Source organism: Moraxella sp. CTOTU46711 (assembly GCF_031975715.1).
Lineage (GTDB): Bacteria > Pseudomonadota > Gammaproteobacteria > Pseudomonadales > Moraxellaceae > Faucicola.
This window is the reverse complement of sequence record NZ_DALYMP010000001.1, coordinates 682,596-700,273: the sequence shown is the minus strand read 5'-3', so window position 1 is coordinate 700,273 and position 17,678 is coordinate 682,596. Positions and strand designations below refer to the sequence as shown.

General features: G+C 44.7%; 16 protein-coding genes. 5 read left to right on the top strand and 11 right to left on the bottom strand.

Translation table 11 applies throughout. The features are described 5' to 3' along the window. Window positions 1-185 precede the first annotated feature (185 nt). On the top strand, window positions 186-2,924 hold the full coding sequence (locus tag RTJ53_RS03030; RefSeq protein WP_312275779.1) for a heavy metal translocating P-type ATPase: 2,739 nt from the start codon (window positions 186-188) through the stop codon (window positions 2,922-2,924). A gap of 20 nt (window positions 2,925-2,944) precedes the next feature. Here the strand turns inward: RTJ53_RS03030 and RTJ53_RS03025 are convergent, their stop codons facing one another. Next, complete coding sequence (locus tag RTJ53_RS03025) at window positions 2,945-3,868, bottom strand: hypothetical protein (protein WP_312275778.1); 924 nt, start codon at window positions 3,866-3,868, stop codon at window positions 2,945-2,947. A 352-nt stretch (window positions 3,869-4,220) separates the two neighbouring features. Here RTJ53_RS03025 and RTJ53_RS03020 point away from each other — a divergent pair, with 352 nt between their 5' ends. Further along, window positions 4,221-5,006 carry a DnaA ATPase domain-containing protein gene (locus RTJ53_RS03020; RefSeq protein WP_312275777.1) on the top strand — a complete coding sequence of 262 codons (786 nt, stop codon included), beginning with the start codon at window positions 4,221-4,223 and terminating at the stop codon, window positions 5,004-5,006. Window positions 5,007-5,083: 77 nt separating this feature from the next. Continuing rightward, the gene (locus RTJ53_RS03015) at window positions 5,084-5,776 is read left to right on the top strand and encodes a DUF2057 family protein (protein WP_312275776.1); all 693 of its coding nucleotides are present in this window, start codon (window positions 5,084-5,086) and stop codon (window positions 5,774-5,776) included. 74 nt (window positions 5,777-5,850) lie between these two features. Here RTJ53_RS03015 and gspM read toward each other — a convergent pair whose 3' ends face one another. The 8 genes from gspM to RTJ53_RS02975 all read right to left on the bottom strand — a co-directional run bounded on the left by gspM (window position 5,851) and on the right by RTJ53_RS02975 (window position 12,763). Further along, complete coding sequence (gspM, locus tag RTJ53_RS03010) at window positions 5,851-6,342, bottom strand: type II secretion system protein GspM (protein ID WP_224053754.1); 492 nt, start codon at window positions 6,340-6,342, stop codon at window positions 5,851-5,853. Window positions 6,343-6,363: 21 nt separating this feature from the next. Further along, the gene (gene gspL / locus RTJ53_RS03005) at window positions 6,364-7,647 is read right to left on the bottom strand and encodes a type II secretion system protein GspL (protein ID WP_312275775.1); all 1,284 of its coding nucleotides are present in this window, start codon (window positions 7,645-7,647) and stop codon (window positions 6,364-6,366) included. Window positions 7,648-7,683: 36 nt separating this feature from the next. Beyond that, window positions 7,684-8,136, bottom strand: a complete 453-nt coding sequence (gene sixA, locus RTJ53_RS03000) for a phosphohistidine phosphatase SixA (protein WP_312275774.1) — start codon at window positions 8,134-8,136, stop codon at window positions 7,684-7,686. A 33-nt stretch (window positions 8,137-8,169) separates the two neighbouring features. Continuing rightward, a complete protein-coding gene (locus tag RTJ53_RS02995; protein WP_219298667.1) occupies window positions 8,170-9,378 on the bottom strand; it encodes an NAD(P)H-dependent glycerol-3-phosphate dehydrogenase in 1,209 nt (402 codons plus the stop codon). An 88-nt stretch (window positions 9,379-9,466) separates the two neighbouring features. After that, entirely contained in the window at window positions 9,467-10,039 is a 573-nt protein-coding gene (locus tag RTJ53_RS02990) for a nitroreductase family protein (RefSeq protein WP_312275773.1), read from the bottom strand. After that, a complete protein-coding gene (locus RTJ53_RS02985) occupies window positions 10,036-10,695 on the bottom strand; it encodes an FMN-binding negative transcriptional regulator (RefSeq protein WP_312275772.1) in 660 nt (219 codons plus the stop codon). Before RTJ53_RS02985 ends, RTJ53_RS02990 begins: the two co-directional genes overlap by 4 nt. Before the next feature lie 44 nt (window positions 10,696-10,739). Continuing rightward, entirely contained in the window at window positions 10,740-11,864 is a 1,125-nt protein-coding gene (gene zapE / locus RTJ53_RS02980) for a cell division protein ZapE (RefSeq protein ID WP_159374559.1), read from the bottom strand. Window positions 11,865-12,064: 200 nt separating this feature from the next. Continuing rightward, entirely contained in the window at window positions 12,065-12,763 is a 699-nt protein-coding gene (locus tag RTJ53_RS02975; RefSeq protein WP_144917536.1) for an alpha/beta hydrolase, read from the bottom strand. A gap of 269 nt (window positions 12,764-13,032) precedes the next feature. Between RTJ53_RS02975 and RTJ53_RS02970 the strand changes: the two genes are divergently transcribed. Further along, window positions 13,033-13,410: a hypothetical protein gene (locus tag RTJ53_RS02970; protein ID WP_312275771.1), complete on the top strand. Its 378-nt coding sequence runs from the start codon at window positions 13,033-13,035 to the stop codon at window positions 13,408-13,410. 127 nt (window positions 13,411-13,537) lie between these two features. Here RTJ53_RS02970 and RTJ53_RS02965 read toward each other — a convergent pair whose 3' ends face one another. After that, complete coding sequence (locus tag RTJ53_RS02965; protein ID WP_219333180.1) at window positions 13,538-14,029, bottom strand: hypothetical protein; 492 nt, start codon at window positions 14,027-14,029, stop codon at window positions 13,538-13,540. Window positions 14,030-14,174: 145 nt separating this feature from the next. Here RTJ53_RS02965 and RTJ53_RS02960 point away from each other — a divergent pair, with 145 nt between their 5' ends. Continuing rightward, window positions 14,175-14,600 (top strand): hypothetical protein, encoded by a 426-nt coding sequence (locus RTJ53_RS02960; protein ID WP_312275770.1) that lies wholly within the window; start codon window positions 14,175-14,177, stop codon window positions 14,598-14,600. Window positions 14,601-14,708: 108 nt separating this feature from the next. On the opposite strand, the gene ppc is transcribed toward RTJ53_RS02960, so the two are convergent. Beyond that, window positions 14,709-17,564, bottom strand: a complete 2,856-nt coding sequence (gene ppc / locus RTJ53_RS02955) for a phosphoenolpyruvate carboxylase (RefSeq protein WP_312275769.1) — start codon at window positions 17,562-17,564, stop codon at window positions 14,709-14,711. Window positions 17,565-17,678: the final 114 nt, after the last annotated feature.

Below are 17,678 nucleotides of genomic sequence, written 5' to 3'. Positions count from 1 at the left end.
AAAAATGCGTCACGATCAAGGGTATAAAAAAGTGCTTTATCATGACCCAAAATACGCCAAAATACAATGTTAACATCGTGCTATTTTGCCACGTTTATACAGGATTTTTAAACTTTAATAGACCGTTTTGGAGTACAATAACAGTCATTTTTGGGTGAGTTAGGGTTTTTGCCCTAGGGGGTTTGATGATGCCAAACAATAGCCAATTTGGGGCAAAACAATCGGATATTGGGCAGTCGGTTGTGACCGATGCGCCTAGACGTACGCCTATTGAGGCAGATAGCAAATTTACTACCACATATCAAGATGTGGAGCTTGTATTACCAGCAGAAGGGCATTGTTTTCATTGTGGCGATCCGCTACCAAGCCCGCCATTTTTTACCCATGTATTGGGTGAAGATCGGGCGATGTGCTGTATGGGCTGTCAGCTTGCTTCGCAAAGTATCATCGAGGCGGGGCTTGAACAATACTATCTTGACCGCAGCGAAATCAATCGTACCGCCAGTCTCCCTGATTCGTTATATCAGCTGCAAGCGTATGACCATGATGATATCAAATCGCAATTTATTTACCATCAGCAAGGGCAAAGCGTTGCTGAGCTGTCAATCAGCAATTTGCGCTGTGCTGCCTGTAGTTGGCTGATTGAAACCCAATTGTATCGTCTTGATGGCATGGACACTTGCCAAGTCAACCTCACCAATCAACGGATGCGCGTGGTATGGGATGACAAAAAACTGCCGATTAGCCAAATTTTGGCAAATGTGCAAGCTATTGGGTATGATGCCAAACCCTATCGGCAAGATACCCATGAAGCGATGCTCAAGCGAGATAATCGCCGTATGTTGTTTCAATTGGGCATTGCTGCATTGGGTGCGATGCAAGCGATGATGTTCGCAGTGGCGCTATATTTTGGGGAATATTCAGGTATCGGCGTCAACGATCGGCAATTTTTACGCTGGGTATCGCTGTTTGTTAGTATTCCTGTGTTTTTGATTGCAGGGTTGCCATTTTTTCAATCGGCGTGGTCAGCGATTAAAGCCCGCCAAGTCAATATGGATGTGCCGATTAGTATCGCCATTGTCATTACCTTTTTGGCAAGTCTATATGCGACATTGACTAGCACAGGCGAGACCTATTATGACTCGGTTAGTATGCTGATATTTTTCTTATTGGCAGGTAAATTTGTCGAGCACAATGCCAGGCTAAAAGCTGCCAATTTAGCCAATGATTTGGTGGTCGTCGAACCTGTGTTGGTGGCAAAGCTGGGTCATGAAGTGCCGTTAGTGCTAGAGAATATGGATGCCTCACAAGTGACGCTCTATGCCAGTCAATATAAAGACCTTTTTTATCAGTCACTTAGTTTAGACCCTGCCAATAGGGGCGATAATGAGCAAATGGTTTCGGCGCAGTCGCTAAAAGTTGGTGATATTGTCCGCATTGATGCCGGTAGCAGTATCATCAGTGATGGTGTTTTGCTGTCGGATAGTGCCACGGTGTCCGAAAGTTTATTGACCGGGGAGAGTGACTTAATCATCAAACGCTTGGGCGATAACATTGTGGGCGGTAGCCAAAATGACAGTCAGCCGTTTGTGATGCAAATCACCACATTACCCAATGACAGCCAAATGGGCGTGATTGATAGGCTAGTGAATCGCTCGCTCAGTGAAAAGCCGCAAATCGCTTTAAAAGCAGATAGACTGGCACGCTGGTTTGTCGCGCGGGTACTGGTGATTGCCAGTATGGTGTTTTTGGCATGGTATTTTATTGAGCCGAGTCATGCCATTTGGGCAACGGTTGCCGTATTGGTCGCTACTTGTCCCTGTGCCTTGTCATTGGCCACGCCCATCGCATTAACCGTTTCTACCAATCGATTAGCAAGCCTAGGGTTTTTGGCGACGCGCGGGCATACCATTACCACACTCGCTGAAGTCACCCATGTGGCGTTTGATAAAACCGGTACATTGACATACGGTCAACCCAATTTGATGGCGATTGAAACGCTGGATGTACCGGATGGTGTTAAACAAAATCCCTCAGTAAATTTTACTGAAGATGACACCAAAAACGAAGACGAGATAAAAAACCAGTTTTTAAGTATTGCAGCGAGCCTTGAAGTGGGTAGTCGTCACCCCATTGCTCATGCCTTATTGACAATGACTCGGCAAATGCATTTGCCCACTACCAGCGATTTGGTACACATTGCGGGGGGCGGTCTGCAAGCTACGATTGATGGGCTAAGTTATCGTCTAGGCCATCATGGTTTTGCAGTTCAATCAGGATTAGACGATGGGTTACTGCCAAATCTGACCAAACACCAAGCCAGCACCAGTGTGACCTTATCAAGACAAGATAGCCTAAGCAAAAGATGGCAACCACTGGCGCATTTTTATTTTCATGATAAAGTCCGTGAAGGTGCTTTAGCTACCATTAAACATCTCAAAGACCAAGGCGCGCAGGTGCTAATGCTCACCGGTGATCCTAGTGCTCAGGCGTTTGAGGTGGCGCGCGAGCTTGGTATTGACACGGTTTATAAAGGTCTTACCCCGAATGATAAGGTACAACATTTAAAAGCGCTGCAGCAGCAAGGACACATCGTGCAAATGGTCGGGGATGGGGTCAATGATGCGCCGGTACTTGCCGCTGCCAATATCTCAACCGCGATGGCGGGTGCGGCAGATTTGGCGCAAGTCTCCAGTGACTCCTTGGTGCTTAATGGTCAAATCCAAGCCGTGGCAAAAGCGCGTGAAGTGGCGTTCAAGACCGATCGCATTATTGCCCAAAACTTCAAATGGGCGCTCGGGTATAACTTTATCGTACTGATACCCGCTGCGTTAGGCTATGTGCCGCCTTGGTTGGCTGCGATTGGTATGTCATTGAGCTCACTGTTTGTGGTGCTCAATGCGTTACGTCTCAAACGCGCTTAATGGTGCAATTTAACAAAGCTTTATGCTTTTGGCTTACTAAAATCATACGCCGTGACTATTTGCGCGTTTTTGGAAAAATCGATGAAATAATAGAAGTATTTATCATTCTCATCAATCACCCGATCGCCGTTGGTATCGGCTTGGGTTGAAAAATAAAAGCGCTTGCTCTCAGGCAGCCATTTATAATGTTTAAAATATTGATTATTCGGCGTGAGTTTCAATAAATTTTTGCCATTCAAATCGCTTAAATACAAGGTGAGCTGCTGATCGAGATTGGTTTTATTGTCATCATCATCAGCTATCTCTTTGACTTCATAGATAAAATAGCCCAGCAGTAAGGTATTGCCGACTTTGACTGACAATGGGCTGGTTGCTTCTTTAGCGGCTTGCGGTTGGGTAGATGCAGTTTGCGTGATGGTAGCTTTCTTTTGCAATGTTTTGTCATCTTGGGTTAAATCTACCAAGGGCGTGTGCACCGCTCTTATCACAAAGTTATCTTGTGGAAACAGCCGGTGTACTTGCCCCGTTTTTAGCCCTTCAAATACAATATTGTACACACTGCTTTGAAAATCATAGGGCGCAACTTCTTGAAAGTAGCTGACGGGTGATTTTTTAGCATCACTGGCATCGCTGTCATATTTGCGATTGATAGGCACTGACGGAATAATTGGATGCAGTAGGTTTGGCACACCTGCCAAATACACCGGAAAATCCATGCGTTTTAACCCGACTGTGGCAGGTGGGATACTGGCTGGGGTTTGGGCAATGATGACTTCAGGTACATTAGACGGTGAAGGAGCAGTGTCGCTGGCTCGGTTAGTTGTCTCAGGGGTGGGTTGGCAGGCGGTAAGTCCCAAGCCTAGCCCCATAGCGCTCAAGGTGCTTATAGTGATATGTAATGGTCTAGAAAAATTCGCATCACGCCATTGGTTAACAAAAGACATAAGAGTCTCCATTACAAAGATAATCAAATATACTACTAAAATGATAAGACATGTACAATCTTTGGTTATATCATCGCATTCAGCGCTATAATGGCATTGACTGTTTTTGTCTTGAGTGTTTTAAAAAGTAAATAAGAAAGGTAACTAAATTTGAAATAACCCAACACGGGGCAAAAGGCGCGTGAGTAGCTATTTCATAAATTTAGGTTATAATAGTCAAAATTTAGTTAGACGCTTGAATTTTTTGCTTTTAAACTTTTAAGCATAGGGCGGCTAACTGGGCAGCACTATGTGTATAGTGGTTTATGATTTATTTTCAAAAAGGGATATCTTACCGATTGCGAGTGCATGAATGTCGGAACAATTAAGTCTAAACTTAAATATCAAGCAGTCCGCGAGTATCAGTGACTTTAGTGGTCCAGGCTGGGTATCAATCATCGATGTGGTGCGCCAAATGCATGTAGGGCTATTGACGCAGCTGTACCTATACGGCGAGCGCGATACAGGTAAAACCCATCTACTCAACGCTATCTGCGAATCCTTCCGTGATATCGACCAATCTGTTATTTATCTATCGCTGCGTGAACTGATAAACGCCAACATGGATGCCATGGTGTTGTCATCGCTAGAGAATACCACGGTGATTGCGCTTGATGATATGGATGAAATTCAAGGTCATCCTGAGTGGCAAGAAGCAGTTTTTCATCTGATTAATTTATCGCAAGAATACGGCAATAAAATTATTTTTGCCAGTCGTTTGCCTGTCAAAGCGTTAAATTTTGAGCTACGAGATTTGCTATCAAGGCTTGCTCGAGCCGCGACTTTTCAGTTGCCGACGGGCAGTGATAAGCTTGATAGACAGCTGATTTTGGAATCGGTATTACGCCGTCGTCATTGGCACTTTGACCCGCGCATTATTGACTATTTGCTCAATGAGGGTCCACACCGCATCGGCGCGATGCTGGCAGTGTTAAACGAATTGCAGCCATTGTTTTCTAACATGGAACGCACCCCATTAAACAAAGTGACCAAAGCCAAAATTCAAGATGCGATGAACATCATTGATAATTTAACGCTCAATTTTGAATTGGCGGATTTTGATGAAATTGCAGAAAACGAAAATTTTTTAGATTTTTGACCGGGTTTGTCATAGGAATTGCGTGATAAATGGGTTAGAATCCATTAACAGTTTGATGTAAAACAACAGGATATCCTATGAATAAACAGTACTTATGGACGGCTGCCGCGTTGACTGCTGGCGTGTTAGCAACCACACAAACATTTGCCCAAGTCACCTTGAATGTTGCTGACAATACCGTAGTGACTGCCATTAATGGTCAAGAAGTCAAAAACGGCTTGCTTTCAAAGCCGCAAAAAACCTACAAACTTGAGCCAGGCAAACATGTGATTACTGCCAAGTACAATCGGTTGTACGAGCTGCGCGGTGACAATCACGATGTGTTACGTTCAAGCAATATTAGCGTTCCTGTAGAGCTTGCCGACAATCAAACGTATGTGTTGGATATGCTAGGTCAACCAGAAGACTATAATGCCGCCAAAGAATATGTCAAACAACCCACACTAGCGGTGCTACAAGGCAAGCAAATCATTGCAAGTCAGCAAGCTACATCAAGCAGTAGTTCAAGCATTTTTAGTGGGTTGGGCAATGCGTTAGGCGGTGTGTTTGGTGGTAGCTCAAAAGCGGTTGAAGCCAATCAACAAACCATCAATGCCTTAGGACAATCAGGGGGCGCGATTCCCGCTATCAATCAACCTAGTAATCAATATGGCAATCAAGCTGTTGTGACCACGGTCAGTTCATCGGATAGTCTCGATCAATTTATGCAGTTATGGTTGAGAGCAACGCCAGCAGAGCGTGATAAAATTCGTCAGTGGGTGCAAAAATAATCACCCAATTCGCCAAAACAACGATGCCAAGTGCATCGTTTTTTATGGTTTTTTAACATTACTTACTTTTACCATTAGTTAATAGATAAGACAGATTGTACTTCAAGTTTATCGAGGGCTGGCTGGTTGATTTGTAGTTGCTGGATGCGAATACCTTGTTGTTCAAACTGATTAAATATATTGGTGATTACGCTGGCCTGCGCGTGACTAAAAGCAACTTGGATAGTATTGCCATTCTCGACCACTTGCGCATTGACAATACCTGATTGGGTAAGTATTTGTTTGATAGCATCGGCTTGACTGACTTGTTGGGTTTGGTTGGGATTGATGTTGCCTGCTTGACTGCGTAGCCAAAACACATCTGCCATGGTGTCATCGTATTTTTTTTGTGCTTGGTTGGCTTTGCTATGCAGCGTCCAACCACCGACACCGACCACGAAAAAAAGCAAGAACATTGCCAATATCAGCAGCGCAATCTGATCACGACGTGATAAATTTTGAAAGGCATGACCCAGAGGCGTGGTTAGTTTTTGCAGGGACTGGCTCAGTGAGGCGTGCGGTTTCATAAATTCATCTCAGTCGTAGGTTTAGTCTGCCAATTCAATATCTATCATGGCAAGGGCACTGCCAGCAGAATTTGGCGCCACTGCACTGGAAACCGCACTGACAGTATTCGAAGATATCGCAGCGGGTATCGCGGCATCGACAGACCCTAGCTTGGCTTTTATCCCTTTGTTTACCATGTCATTGACGGCTTTATTTAATGAATCGGCGCTTGATGATAAAAGCTGCAGTTGCAAGTGATTATTTTGGAAATTAAGCTGCTTGGCAGTCAGTTGGTATTGCTGCAATACCGGCTGTATGGACGATAATGTCTGAAGTACGTTTGGCGTGGCTGATTGCTGGGTAGTTAATTTGCCAGCTAACTGTCGTTGTAGGGTAAGTTTGCTACTGAGCGGCTCATTGGGAAACCACTGGGCGTATTGCTGCGCCAGCAAAGTTGCGGCTTGTTTTTGTGCTTGGTTGTAATAATACCAACGAAGCGCATCGACCACAAAGGCTGTCAGCAGCGCGCAAATAGTGACTAGGGCGATGACTTTGGCATAAGGCGCAAGCGTCGTTTTACCTTTGATTGTCGCAAAGTTAAAAAAATGTCTGACCGGGTCTTTGATTGGGGTAGGTAACAACTCAGACGATTCTATGGACAGATTAGGCATACTGGCTAATTGCTGGGTAACGGTTTCATCGTGAAAACCTGTTAAATATAGCGTTTCTAGCATGGGTAATTTGGTGAGTACCAGCGGTAAAAAACTAACCGCCATGCCGTGATAAGTATGTAGTTTTAATAACTGGGTATCTGCATCTTGGTAATACACCGCGCTTGTGGTAGGCGTGGCTCTTGTCTCTGTATCCCTCGTGTTTGTAGTATCAATTCTAGTATCTATGGTCGGCAGCAACAAAAAATCTGGCACTAAAGCGATTATCTCAATACCCGCCAACGAGGCAGCATTGATCCATGAATGAATATCGGCAGCATGAAGCCCAAATAACGCGGGTAACTCGCTGTTAGTAGCGGTCGGCTGAATTTTGACTTGTAAATCTTCTACCGACCCAATGCTGATATCTTCAAATAAATAGCGCCTGCCGGTGTCGCCCAGAGCGTTGAGCTGGCTTGCTGAAAGCGTAGGCTGGATTGTTAATAAATTGACACTAGGAAAATAGAGACAGGCTTGTAGCTTGGCTGATTGGGTGGTTTGCAGATTGGCAAGGGTCGCAAGCGTTTGCCAATCGTCAGCCGTTTGCCAAGTCTGGGTGGTTTGTTGCCATAAACGTAAGGCAGCATGCTGAGTTGGCAACCAAATATGAATCACAGAAGTGTCCTACACAAAATTGACAAATTAAATCACCTAACAGGTGGGAACAAAGCGTTTAATCTCAGCGGCAAGACTGGGTGCCAATATACCCATATCATATACACGCGCTTCAGCCAGTGCAAAACCCTCTAAGGGATCATCCGTGAGAATATGGGCGATTTTGGCAATGATATTCATATGACAAACCACCACCATGCAGTCGCCAACCAATTCGCCTAGCCCATCCACGGCGATGTCTGCATCGTTATCAGGGGTGATGCCTTCATACGTGGTCACAGGCACATGGGGAAAAAATTGCTGGATTTGGGCAAGGGTTTGCTGGGCGCGGTTGTAAGGACTGACGATAAAATGATCGGGCTCAAAGTTTTCGGCAAGCCACTTTGCAGTCTGTGAAGCTTGGGCTTGACCCAGTGCTGATAAATTTCTTTCATGGTCTGGCAGGGTATAAGCGCCTGCATCGCCATGACGAACTAAAATTAATTGCATGTATTTACCTAAAAATATTTAAAGTTATGTTTGTCAGTTATGCTTTGGCTGCACTTGATGCGGCATGACAAATTCCACATCACTTCTAAATCCTGCTTCCATCAAGTTTAACGCGACTCCGAGCGGCGCTTTGTCTTCATAGATAATATCGTGCAAGGCATGGGTAATCGGCATATAAATACCCTCTTTCATGGCTTTTTCATTCACCTGCTGGATAGTATTGATCCCTTCAGCGGTTTGCCCCAGTTTTTTGATGGCTTGGTCAAGGCTCATGCCACGCCCTAGCATATTACCAATCTGGTAGTTACGGCTTAAGGTCGATGAGCAAGTTGCATACAAATCACCCACGCCCGACAACCCCAAAAAGGTCAGGGGATTAGCCCCCGCTTGGACACCAAATCGGCTCATCTCAGCCAACGCGCGGGTTAATATCATGGCTTTGGTGTTTTCCCCGATGTCATAGGCAGCGGCCATGCCCATGGCGATGGCATAAATATTTTTGAGCGCGCCGCCAAGCTCCACGCCAATTAAATCATCACTGGCAAACACGCGAAAAAACGCACTGTGTAGCGCTGTCTGCACGGCAAGCCGTAGCGCTGCAGATTGGCTGGCAATCACGGTGGCAGACGGCATATTATTCATGATTTCTTTGGCGAGATTGGGGCCGCTCATCACGCCAAAAGCCACATTGGGCAATTCATCTGCAATCACATCACTCATTAGCGCAAAGGTATCTTTTTCCATCCCTTTGGTTAAAGACACGATGGCTTGAGCGCTGATAAAAGGCGCAATTTTTTGTAAGGTTTCGCGAAAAGCAGCGCTAGGCACTGCCACAAAAATCAAATCTTTACCTTTGACGGCTGCTTGCAAATCATGGGTAAATTGCAGGCGCTCATCAAGCTTATGGTCGGGCAAGTATTTTTTGTTGATATGGGTTTTTTGCATCGATTTGACGCTGCGCTTATCGCGTACCCAAAGCGTGACTTCGCAGCCATTTTTGGACGATAAATTCGCCATTGCCGTACCAAAACTGCCACCGCCCAATACGGCAATTTTGAGGGGCGCAGGTTGGTTGGCGAGCTGATTGTCTAAGTCTGTCTCTAATACCGCTGTGGTGTCAGGTTTAGACTTTTTGACCGCTTTTTCAATGACGTCGGCAAACAGCTTGCTGGCTTTTTCACGATTGACATTCAGCTTTTCTAAATTTTCACTTAGATTGGTTGCTAACTGGGGTTTTTTCATTGAAAATCCTTGAATCCACTTGTCCTGCAAATACTGACAACAGGGCACCCTTTACATGAGCAAAATATAAAAACGGCTAGCTTAGCCGTTAGTTTGTGCCATTATCATAAACAATAAATGGTGTGACGTCTATCTTAGAACGCGGCGGGATGGTCGACACCGCTGTGCCAACATAGACAAAAGCAATGACTTGGTTATCAGCAGTTACATTAAACAGTTGTTTGATTGCAGGCGCATTGGCAAGTGGACCGGTGCGCCATACGGTGGCAAACCCTTGTGCCATCAAGGCAAGCAGGAGATTTTGCACCGCACAGCTACTTGCCGCTATTTGTTCCCAATGGGGAACTTTATCATGGGTTTTAAAATCGGTGACACACGCGATAATCATCGGCGCACGCAGCGGCATATTTTCCGCTTTTTTGAGGGTTTTCTCGTCAGTTTCACCTTGTGCCATCGCGGCATTTTTTAACGCCGTGCCTAAGGTGTTGAGCGCTTGGTTTTCAAGTACGATAAAACGGTACGGGTTTAAATCCTTGTGGTCGGGGGCAGATAGGGCGACTTCAATTGCTTGTTCGACTTGTGCATGAGTGGGTGCAGGGGCGACAAGATTGCCGATTGAACGGCGCGATTTGATAAAGTCTAAAATTTCTGAATTTGTCATTTTTCTTCCTTAAAGAGGTTATTGATTAGCGTTGCCATATTATCCGCTGAAGCTGATTGCAGTTGTGTTAAACCGTCAATCACCCCTTGCTGATTATCCAAGGTTTTATTTTGGCTAAGTTTAAATTTGGCTTCAAAATCATGAATGGTCAACTTAACCCCCACAATCGCGCGGCACATGGCATTGATATAGTCACTTGGCGCATCACTTAAAGACCAAGGCTCATGACTGGGGTTAGTTTGTTTAAGCTGATGTTCAAAAAAATCCGTCATCGTCGCGACAATCTGCTGTATTTGACTTGCATCTGTGATTAGCTGCGGTGTCACCGAAAAAATCACCGATTGATAATTCCACGTCGGCACTTCTTTATGGGTAATCGCCTTGGTGGGATACCAATTTGGGCTGATATAATGACCTTGGCTGGTGAAAACAACTTTCCAGTTTTTAGCGTCAATCCTTACAATCGGATTTACTTTTGCTATATGACCCATCAAATAGCCAAGCGGATTTTGTTCATCTACTTGCCAAAGTAGCGGAACAGGGCAGATTTCAATCGAATCGCCGTTTGATGCCATTATATTTGCTAATGGCGACTGAGCAATAAAATCTTTAACCGCGTCAAAATCGGTTTGAGAAAAATCTTTGGGAATATACATCGTTAAAGCCCCTCACCTGCATAACAATTAAGGCTTTGGATTATTTAAATGGTCATATCTTCTTTTTTTATCTCATCCAAACGATGTTCCGCTTTGAGATATTCTTCTGATTGCATCTCTAACAGCCGTGAACGCGTGCGCTCAATCTCAAACGCCAATTTTTGCCCATCATACAGTTGTAAAATCGGCTGTTCTGCACGTACCAAAAGCTTGACGCGGCGATCATAAAACTCATCGACGAGGTAAATAAAGCGCCTTGTCGGATCAGCGATAATATCGTTGAGTATGGGCACATCATCCACCAGCACCGTGCTAAACTCATTGGCGATTTCAATAAAGTCACTGGCCGAGCGCGGCTGCATACATAACGCCCGAAAATCAATGTACAAGGTGTTTTCGGTGCGACCTTTGATGGCGATATCACGACCATTGATATGAATGGGGTCTTGGATAATGTGTTGGTTGTTGCTTAGCGCAGTAAAGCGGTTGGCAAGCCAGTGGATGTTTTCTTTGGTCAACGGAGACACATAAAGTTCGGCTTGCTGCAATACGCGCAGACGGTAGTCGATGCCACTGTCAATGTTCATGACCGTACAGTTTTTTTCAACTTCGGCAATGGCAGGTAAAAAACGGTCACGGTGAATACCATTTTTATACAAGCCATTTGGCGCGATATTTGATGTGGCAACCAAGGTGATGCCTTTTTTAAATAGCATGGTAAATAAATCACCCAAAATCATCGCATCGGAGACATTGGAGACAAAAAATTCATCAAAACAAATCACATCCGCTTCATTATGGATGATATCGGCGACTTTTTGTAGCGGGTCTTGTTGACCTTGTAGCTTGTTAAGTTCGGCGTGCACCCGTTTCATAAAATGGTGAAAGTGCTGGCGCATTTTGTTGTCGGCAGGCACCGACTCAAAAAACATATCCATCATCCAAGTCTTACCACGACCCACGCCGCCCCACATATATAGCCCTTTGGGCGGCTCAGTACGTCTTAAAAAGCTAAACAGCCCACGTTGTTTGGCGCGGTTGTCCATGATTTGTTCATAGACATTGTCCAAATAAGTCATCGCAGCGCGCTGCTGTGCGTCTTCGCTAAACTCACCAGATTTTAGCGCAAGCTCATAGCGTTGTAAGGGTCGTAAATTTGAGTTGGGCATGTTGTCTCTCAGTGTAAATTAAAAAGTTGTCAAAATTCCATTTCAACGTGCTTTGACGTAGGGGTATTAAATAAATAGATGCGATTAAATAAACGGCATTAAACTGCCAAATAGCTTACGATGTCAAATACACCAAAAATCCGAATCAAAAACACCCATCAAAAACACAAATCAGGAACTAGGATAAAATAAAAACTGCGTTATTTGCTACTTAACGCTTCAAGCAGCTGTTTTAATTCCCCTAATTTACCATGAAAAAAGTGCCCTGTATCGTCAATGATGTGCGTTTGAATACCAAAGTTTTCCCCAAATTGTTGTAGCGAGCTTGGCGCAATCACTTCATCATTCGCGCCATAAATCATAAAGGTTTGTGCGGTGGGCAGTAGCAAATCTGAGGTGTCGTTTTTTTCAATAGAAGGGGCAATCAAGGCCAAATCCGTGATGTCAAAATCATCCACTCCCAAAAATGCGCCTTGTTCATTGACAAGTTGGGCAAGCTTGGCGGCGACAAATCCGCCAAACGAAAATCCGCCAATCCATAGCTTGCGCGCCTCGGTTTGGCTATGAATCCATTGGAGCACGGTTAACGCGTCTTCGATTTCACCTGTCACATTGCCATACTCGCCCGTTGACTGACCCACACCGCGAAAATTAAAGCGTACCACATGCATGTTTTGGTCGCGGGCAAAACGATACATGGTGGTCACCACCTTATTCATCATCGTGCCTTCTTGCAATGGGTTTGGGTGACAAAGAATGGCAACACGCTCAACCGACGCGGCGTTTGGGTTAGCAACGCCTGTTGAGTCAGCTTGCCAAAGCGCGTCAACTTCAAGCTTACCGCAAGGGGCATCTATTAATTGCGAATGGGTTGATTGTGAATGGGCAGGTGAGAGCATAATCGTCCTAATCTAAGCAAAAAACTTTAAAAAAACCACCCATCATGCTAACCAATTTCACCCAAAATAGCTAGTTTGAAAATCAACAAACCAGCCAATTGTTGCGCGGATTTTATGATTTGTAAGACCGCTTGCGGCGGCTCACTTTTTACCACACACTAATACAAGCCATCAACCAAATTCTATTGTTGAAATGGTGAATTTGCCTGTATTGTTGATAATTGATGAGAACTTTAACAGCGCTATTGAAAAGGGACAGCCTGCAGATCATGAAATCATCTCTCAAACCGTCTTTATTAAACATCACCACTATCACGCTGGTAACAGCAGTGAGCTTATCTGCTTGTCAAAGCACACCCACTAATTTACCCGTGCTACAGCGCGCGAACAACACCCTAGAAACCACTGGGTTAGGCAAAAGCAAAAATAGTGCCAAACTAAATGCCTTACATATCGCAACCGAGCAGTGCCGCGGAAAATCGCCCATCGTGTTGACCGATAGCTACCAGTATAACGGCGTGTTGGATGAAAACATGGGACGGGCAGCTGACCAAGCCATCGGCATGATTGGCAGTGTGTTTGGTAGCAAAAAAACCCTTGCCCGCGATGATGATTACGAATATACCATGACGTTTAGATGCCCCTAATTTATACCTAAGCCTTTATACACACAAAGTAGCACAAGCAAAAAGCACAAATGTAAAAAGGACAGCGATAACAGCAGCACAGACATAAAAAAGGTTAGGAGCGTTCCTAACCTTTTTTGTTTTTGTATCACTGACGATTTAACAAATGCTGATTGAGCTGTGCAATCACCGCTTTATCGCCTAACTGATTGATACTGTCACGAATTTTTGGAATCGGCTCGGCAGCAATCGGCTGGCTATCAAATAGCTTTAACAACCGAAGTTGTAATGCTGGCTCACCTTGCTCAATGACAATATCTACGAGTGTAGGCACGTCAAACGGCAAATCCGAAGTTGATTGTGCCATTGCCACCGCATGATAAGCGCCATGAGGGTCTTGGTCGGTTACGATACGGGTATTTACCGCTCTGTAAGCTTTTTCTGAGGTACCGCCTAGGACATTGATTTTGTGTAAACAGTTAAGCGCAGAATTATCTTGTAATTGTGCAATAGCAATGATGTCTTCAGCCTGCTCTTGCAAATAGGCGCGTTTTTGTGCCAGTGCCTCTAATTGCTGCTCAGTCAGTGGCGCATCGCTTTCGGCTTTTTTTAAGTTGGCATTAAATTGAATTTCTGACATGGCTATCCCCTTATTTATATGGTTATTAGATAAGGGTTTTTTTTATAAAATCAAATCCACCGGTTCAACGAGCACATTTTAATGACAATCAAGCTATTTAATCACAATGAAGTTATAATCAATCAAAATCACAAAAGGGCATGCTATGTTAGTGTTAACAGTAAATCCTGACCATATCAGTGTAACGTTGCAAGGTAACCTATGGGACATTGGGCTTACGCTAAAAGTAATTGCAGAGACATTGCACGCATTGCCGCCCACCGAATTGGCATGGGAAACGGCAATCATGCGCATAGAAGATGCTATTTCACCGCTAAAACCCAGATTGCCCAAAGATGAATTATTAAAGGTGATAGGGGCAGAGGATTTACGCTTGCTAGCGTTTGAGCAAGATGACAATGGCGGCTATATTCGGGCGGAGATGCTAGAAAAAGCTTTTGCGGTGCTGGCGGGCTATCGCTCGCTGCGAGATTTGCCTGCTATGCCCAGTGACCTAGCGTTTTATGCAAAGGTATTGCTACTACGAGAATGGGTACACCATTTGGATTTTGATAAGGTTTATTTGGGTTAATTGCCATCAATAAAACAATCGTCAATAAAAAACCGTCAATAAAAAAAATCGCCAGTACACAACCAGCGATTTTTTAAATAAGTAGTTTAAGGCTGTTTTGAACACTTACTAACCAGTATTTCTTAAGCCTTGGGCAATACCATTGATAGTTAAATGAACCAAGTTAAGCGCTGCGGTATAAGACGCTTCATTATCGCTAGTCGCTTCATTGGTGGTTTCAGTGGTAGACCTTTCATCAGCAGTTGCTTCGCGAAGTTGTTTTAATAAAGCGACTTGCAACCAGTTCAAGGCATTCAAATACGGCAGGCGTAGCGCAAGTGAGCGTGCCAATGTACGGTTGTCATCCAGTAGCGTCTCTTTATTGGTCAGTGTTAGCAAGGCTTTAAGGCTGCGGTGATATTCTGCAGTAATGAGTGCAAAAATAGCGTTGGCTTCTGTGGCATCGTTGGCGAGCTCAACATAGGCTTGGGCGATTTCGATATCGGTTTTCGCCATGACCTGTGCCATATTTGATAACATGGCTTGCATAAAGGCGCTGTGTTGGGCGTTGTGTTGCAGTTTTGCTAAGTTTTCTGGGTTATCTGCAATCAGTTTTTCGACTGCGGTGCCAAAGCCATACCACGCTGGCAGCATCAAGCGATTTTGCATCCAAGAAAATACCCAAGGAATCGCGCGCAAATCTTGAATACGCGCCAAAGACTTGCGGCTAGCAGGACGTGAGCCAATATTTAAACTGGCAATTTCTTTGACCAAACTTGTCTGCAAGAAATAGTCAATAAAATACGGCTGAGTGATAAGCGCGCGATAGCAATTAAAGGCTTCATGCGATAATTGATTCATTAGGTCGCTATCAGGGCTTTCGCTATGGCTTGGCAATAGGCTCGCTTTGAGCGTTGCAGCAATCAGCGTCTCAAGGTTGCGTTCCGCGTTGCCCGCATCGGCATATTTTGCGGTAATAACTTCCCCTTGCTCGGTAATACGGATTTGACCATCCACTGAGCCTTCTGGTTGTGCCAAAATTGCCTCAAATGACGGACCACCACCACGACCCACGCTACCGCCACGACCGTGGAATAAACGCAGTTGAATGGCATATTTTTCTGCCATTTCCACCAGCTGAATTTCAGCTTGGTATAGGGACCATTGACTGGTGACATAACCACCATCTTTGTTACTGTCTGAATAACCGAGCATAATCTCTTGCAGATTGTCACGACTGGCTAGCACCGATTTGTACCAAGGTTTATCCAGTAACTCACTCATGATGCGGGTACTGTTTTGCAGCGCCTCAATGGTTTCAAACAAGGGCACAATATTGATACGGCTCATAGGTACGCCATCTTTGACCAATAATAGCCCTGATTCTTTCAATAATAACGCCAATGCCAACAAATCACTTACTTGTTCGGCATTGGAGATAATACTTTGGGTGATAGCGCTATCACCGAAGCGATTTTTGATATCGGCTGCGGCCTGAAAAATCTCTAACTCACGCTGGGTTTGTGGCTCATAAGTGATATAGGGGTTGTATAAAGGACGCGCAGTTGCCAATTCACGCAGTAGCACACGTTGACGCGCGGATTCAGACAAAGAAAGATAATCTTCTAAATCGGCATGTTTGAACAAATCATGAACCGTTTCGGCATGAATCCCTGAAAACTGGCGCAAGTCCAATGGCATCAAATAAAAACCAAATACTTCCACCGCGCGGATGATATCGGTGAGTCGTTCGTTAGCCAGTAACTCACTTCCATTGTCCACCAATGACTGATAAACGACGTATAAATCATCTAAAAACTCGTTACAATCAGCGTAGGGCTCACTAAGTCCAAAGCGACAACCGTAAGACAAATCAAACGTATGCGAGGTAGCGACTAAACGTGATGAGATAAACCCGATGGCGCGGCGATAAGGCTCTTCTTCTCTAGAGATATTATCTTCTTTGGATTGCTCGGAGAGTGCCAGTACCGCATCACTCACTTTGACATGGCGGATAGACAGCGGCAACTCTTGGTATAGCTTGCCCAGTTGGTCACGATAAAAGTAAAACACTGTAGCTGCTTGGCGTTTGAACGCATAGCGAAGGGTATCGGCTGACACAAACGGATTGCCGTCACGGTCGCCACCAATCCAACCACCGATATTAAGTAAGTTTGGCATGTCAGTGTCGGGGAAACGCTCTTTTAGCTGGTAATCTAGTTTGCGATACAAACTTGGCAGGGCTTCAAAAAAACTTAAATCAAAATAGGCAATGCCATTGTCAATTTCATCTTTGACAGTAATTTTAAAATGGCGGGTTTCATTGGTTTGCCACTGCGACAATAACGTGGCTTCTAGTTGCTGCTCGATACGATGACGTTGGTAGCCAATCGCGGTGTGGTATTGCTCAAGTAAGGCACGGATTTGACGGCGCAGTGATAAAATAGTTTGACGCTGCACTTCGGTCGGATGCGCGGTCAATACCGCACTGATAAAGGTATCATCAAGCTGGGCTTGCAACTCATCGCTGTCAATCCCTTGGGCTTTTAATTCATCAATCACATGGGCAAAACTACTTTTTGAGGCAGATTCGTCTTGTTCGTGGGCAAGGCGGCGGCGCTCATGGTGCATGTCTTCGGCGATGTTAAACACTTGCGCAAATAAGCCACAAGCCCGAATGAGATTCTTGCGCTGTTGATGGTTGAGCGTTGGCAAAATGGCTTGAATAGTTTGCTGGGGGTCTTCGCCATTTAACAGTTTATTAATGGTTTGTTTGACCGGTTCTGAGGTTTGCTGCTCAACGACCGTTATCAGCACGCGGCTAAGTAACTGGGTGTCCGCTAGCAAAGGAGAGTCTTTATCATTGTCGATAAGCTCAACGAGTGCCGTATTTGACGGATGCGAGTTTAAAGGGGTTAAGCTTAAAACGTGAGGCGGTGCAAGGCTTTTTTCATTTTCAGCTGGGTTGGCGTTGGTCTGGCTCATGACTTTTCCCTTATTTGCTTTAGTCTAAAAAGTGTAACAGGACAATTATGTTAGCACAAACTATTATCACCATAAGAAATACTAATCGTTAAAAATTCAAAATATAAAAAATTT

Bases quoted from the DNA above. Each gene is read 5' to 3' on its own strand.
- RTJ53_RS03030 (WP_312275779.1), top strand. From the start codon at position 186: ATGATGCCAAACAATAGCCAATTTGGGGCAAAACAATCGGATATTGGG.
- RTJ53_RS03025 (WP_312275778.1), bottom strand. From the start codon at position 3,868: ATGTCTTTTGTTAACCAATGGCGTGATGCGAATTTTTCTAGACCATTA.
- RTJ53_RS03020 (WP_312275777.1), top strand. From the start codon at position 4,221: ATGTCGGAACAATTAAGTCTAAACTTAAATATCAAGCAGTCCGCGAGT.
- RTJ53_RS03015 (WP_312275776.1), top strand. From the start codon at position 5,084: ATGAATAAACAGTACTTATGGACGGCTGCCGCGTTGACTGCTGGCGTG.
- gspM (WP_224053754.1), bottom strand. From the start codon at position 6,342: ATGAAACCGCACGCCTCACTGAGCCAGTCCCTGCAAAAACTAACCACG.
- sixA (WP_312275774.1), bottom strand. From the start codon at position 8,136: ATGCAATTAATTTTAGTTCGTCATGGCGATGCAGGCGCTTATACCCTG.
- RTJ53_RS02995 (WP_219298667.1), bottom strand. From the start codon at position 9,378: ATGAAAAAACCCCAGTTAGCAACCAATCTAAGTGAAAATTTAGAAAAG.
- RTJ53_RS02990 (WP_312275773.1), bottom strand. From the start codon at position 10,039: ATGACAAATTCAGAAATTTTAGACTTTATCAAATCGCGCCGTTCAATC.
- RTJ53_RS02985 (WP_312275772.1), bottom strand. From the start codon at position 10,695: ATGTATATTCCCAAAGATTTTTCTCAAACCGATTTTGACGCGGTTAAA.
- zapE (WP_159374559.1), bottom strand. From the start codon at position 11,864: ATGCCCAACTCAAATTTACGACCCTTACAACGCTATGAGCTTGCGCTA.
- RTJ53_RS02975 (WP_144917536.1), bottom strand. From the start codon at position 12,763: ATGCTCTCACCTGCCCATTCACAATCAACCCATTCGCAATTAATAGAT.
- RTJ53_RS02970 (WP_312275771.1), top strand. From the start codon at position 13,033: ATGAAATCATCTCTCAAACCGTCTTTATTAAACATCACCACTATCACG.
- RTJ53_RS02965 (WP_219333180.1), bottom strand. From the start codon at position 14,029: ATGTCAGAAATTCAATTTAATGCCAACTTAAAAAAAGCCGAAAGCGAT.
- RTJ53_RS02960 (WP_312275770.1), top strand. From the start codon at position 14,175: ATGTTAGTGTTAACAGTAAATCCTGACCATATCAGTGTAACGTTGCAA.
- ppc (WP_312275769.1), bottom strand. From the start codon at position 17,564: ATGAGCCAGACCAACGCCAACCCAGCTGAAAATGAAAAAAGCCTTGCA.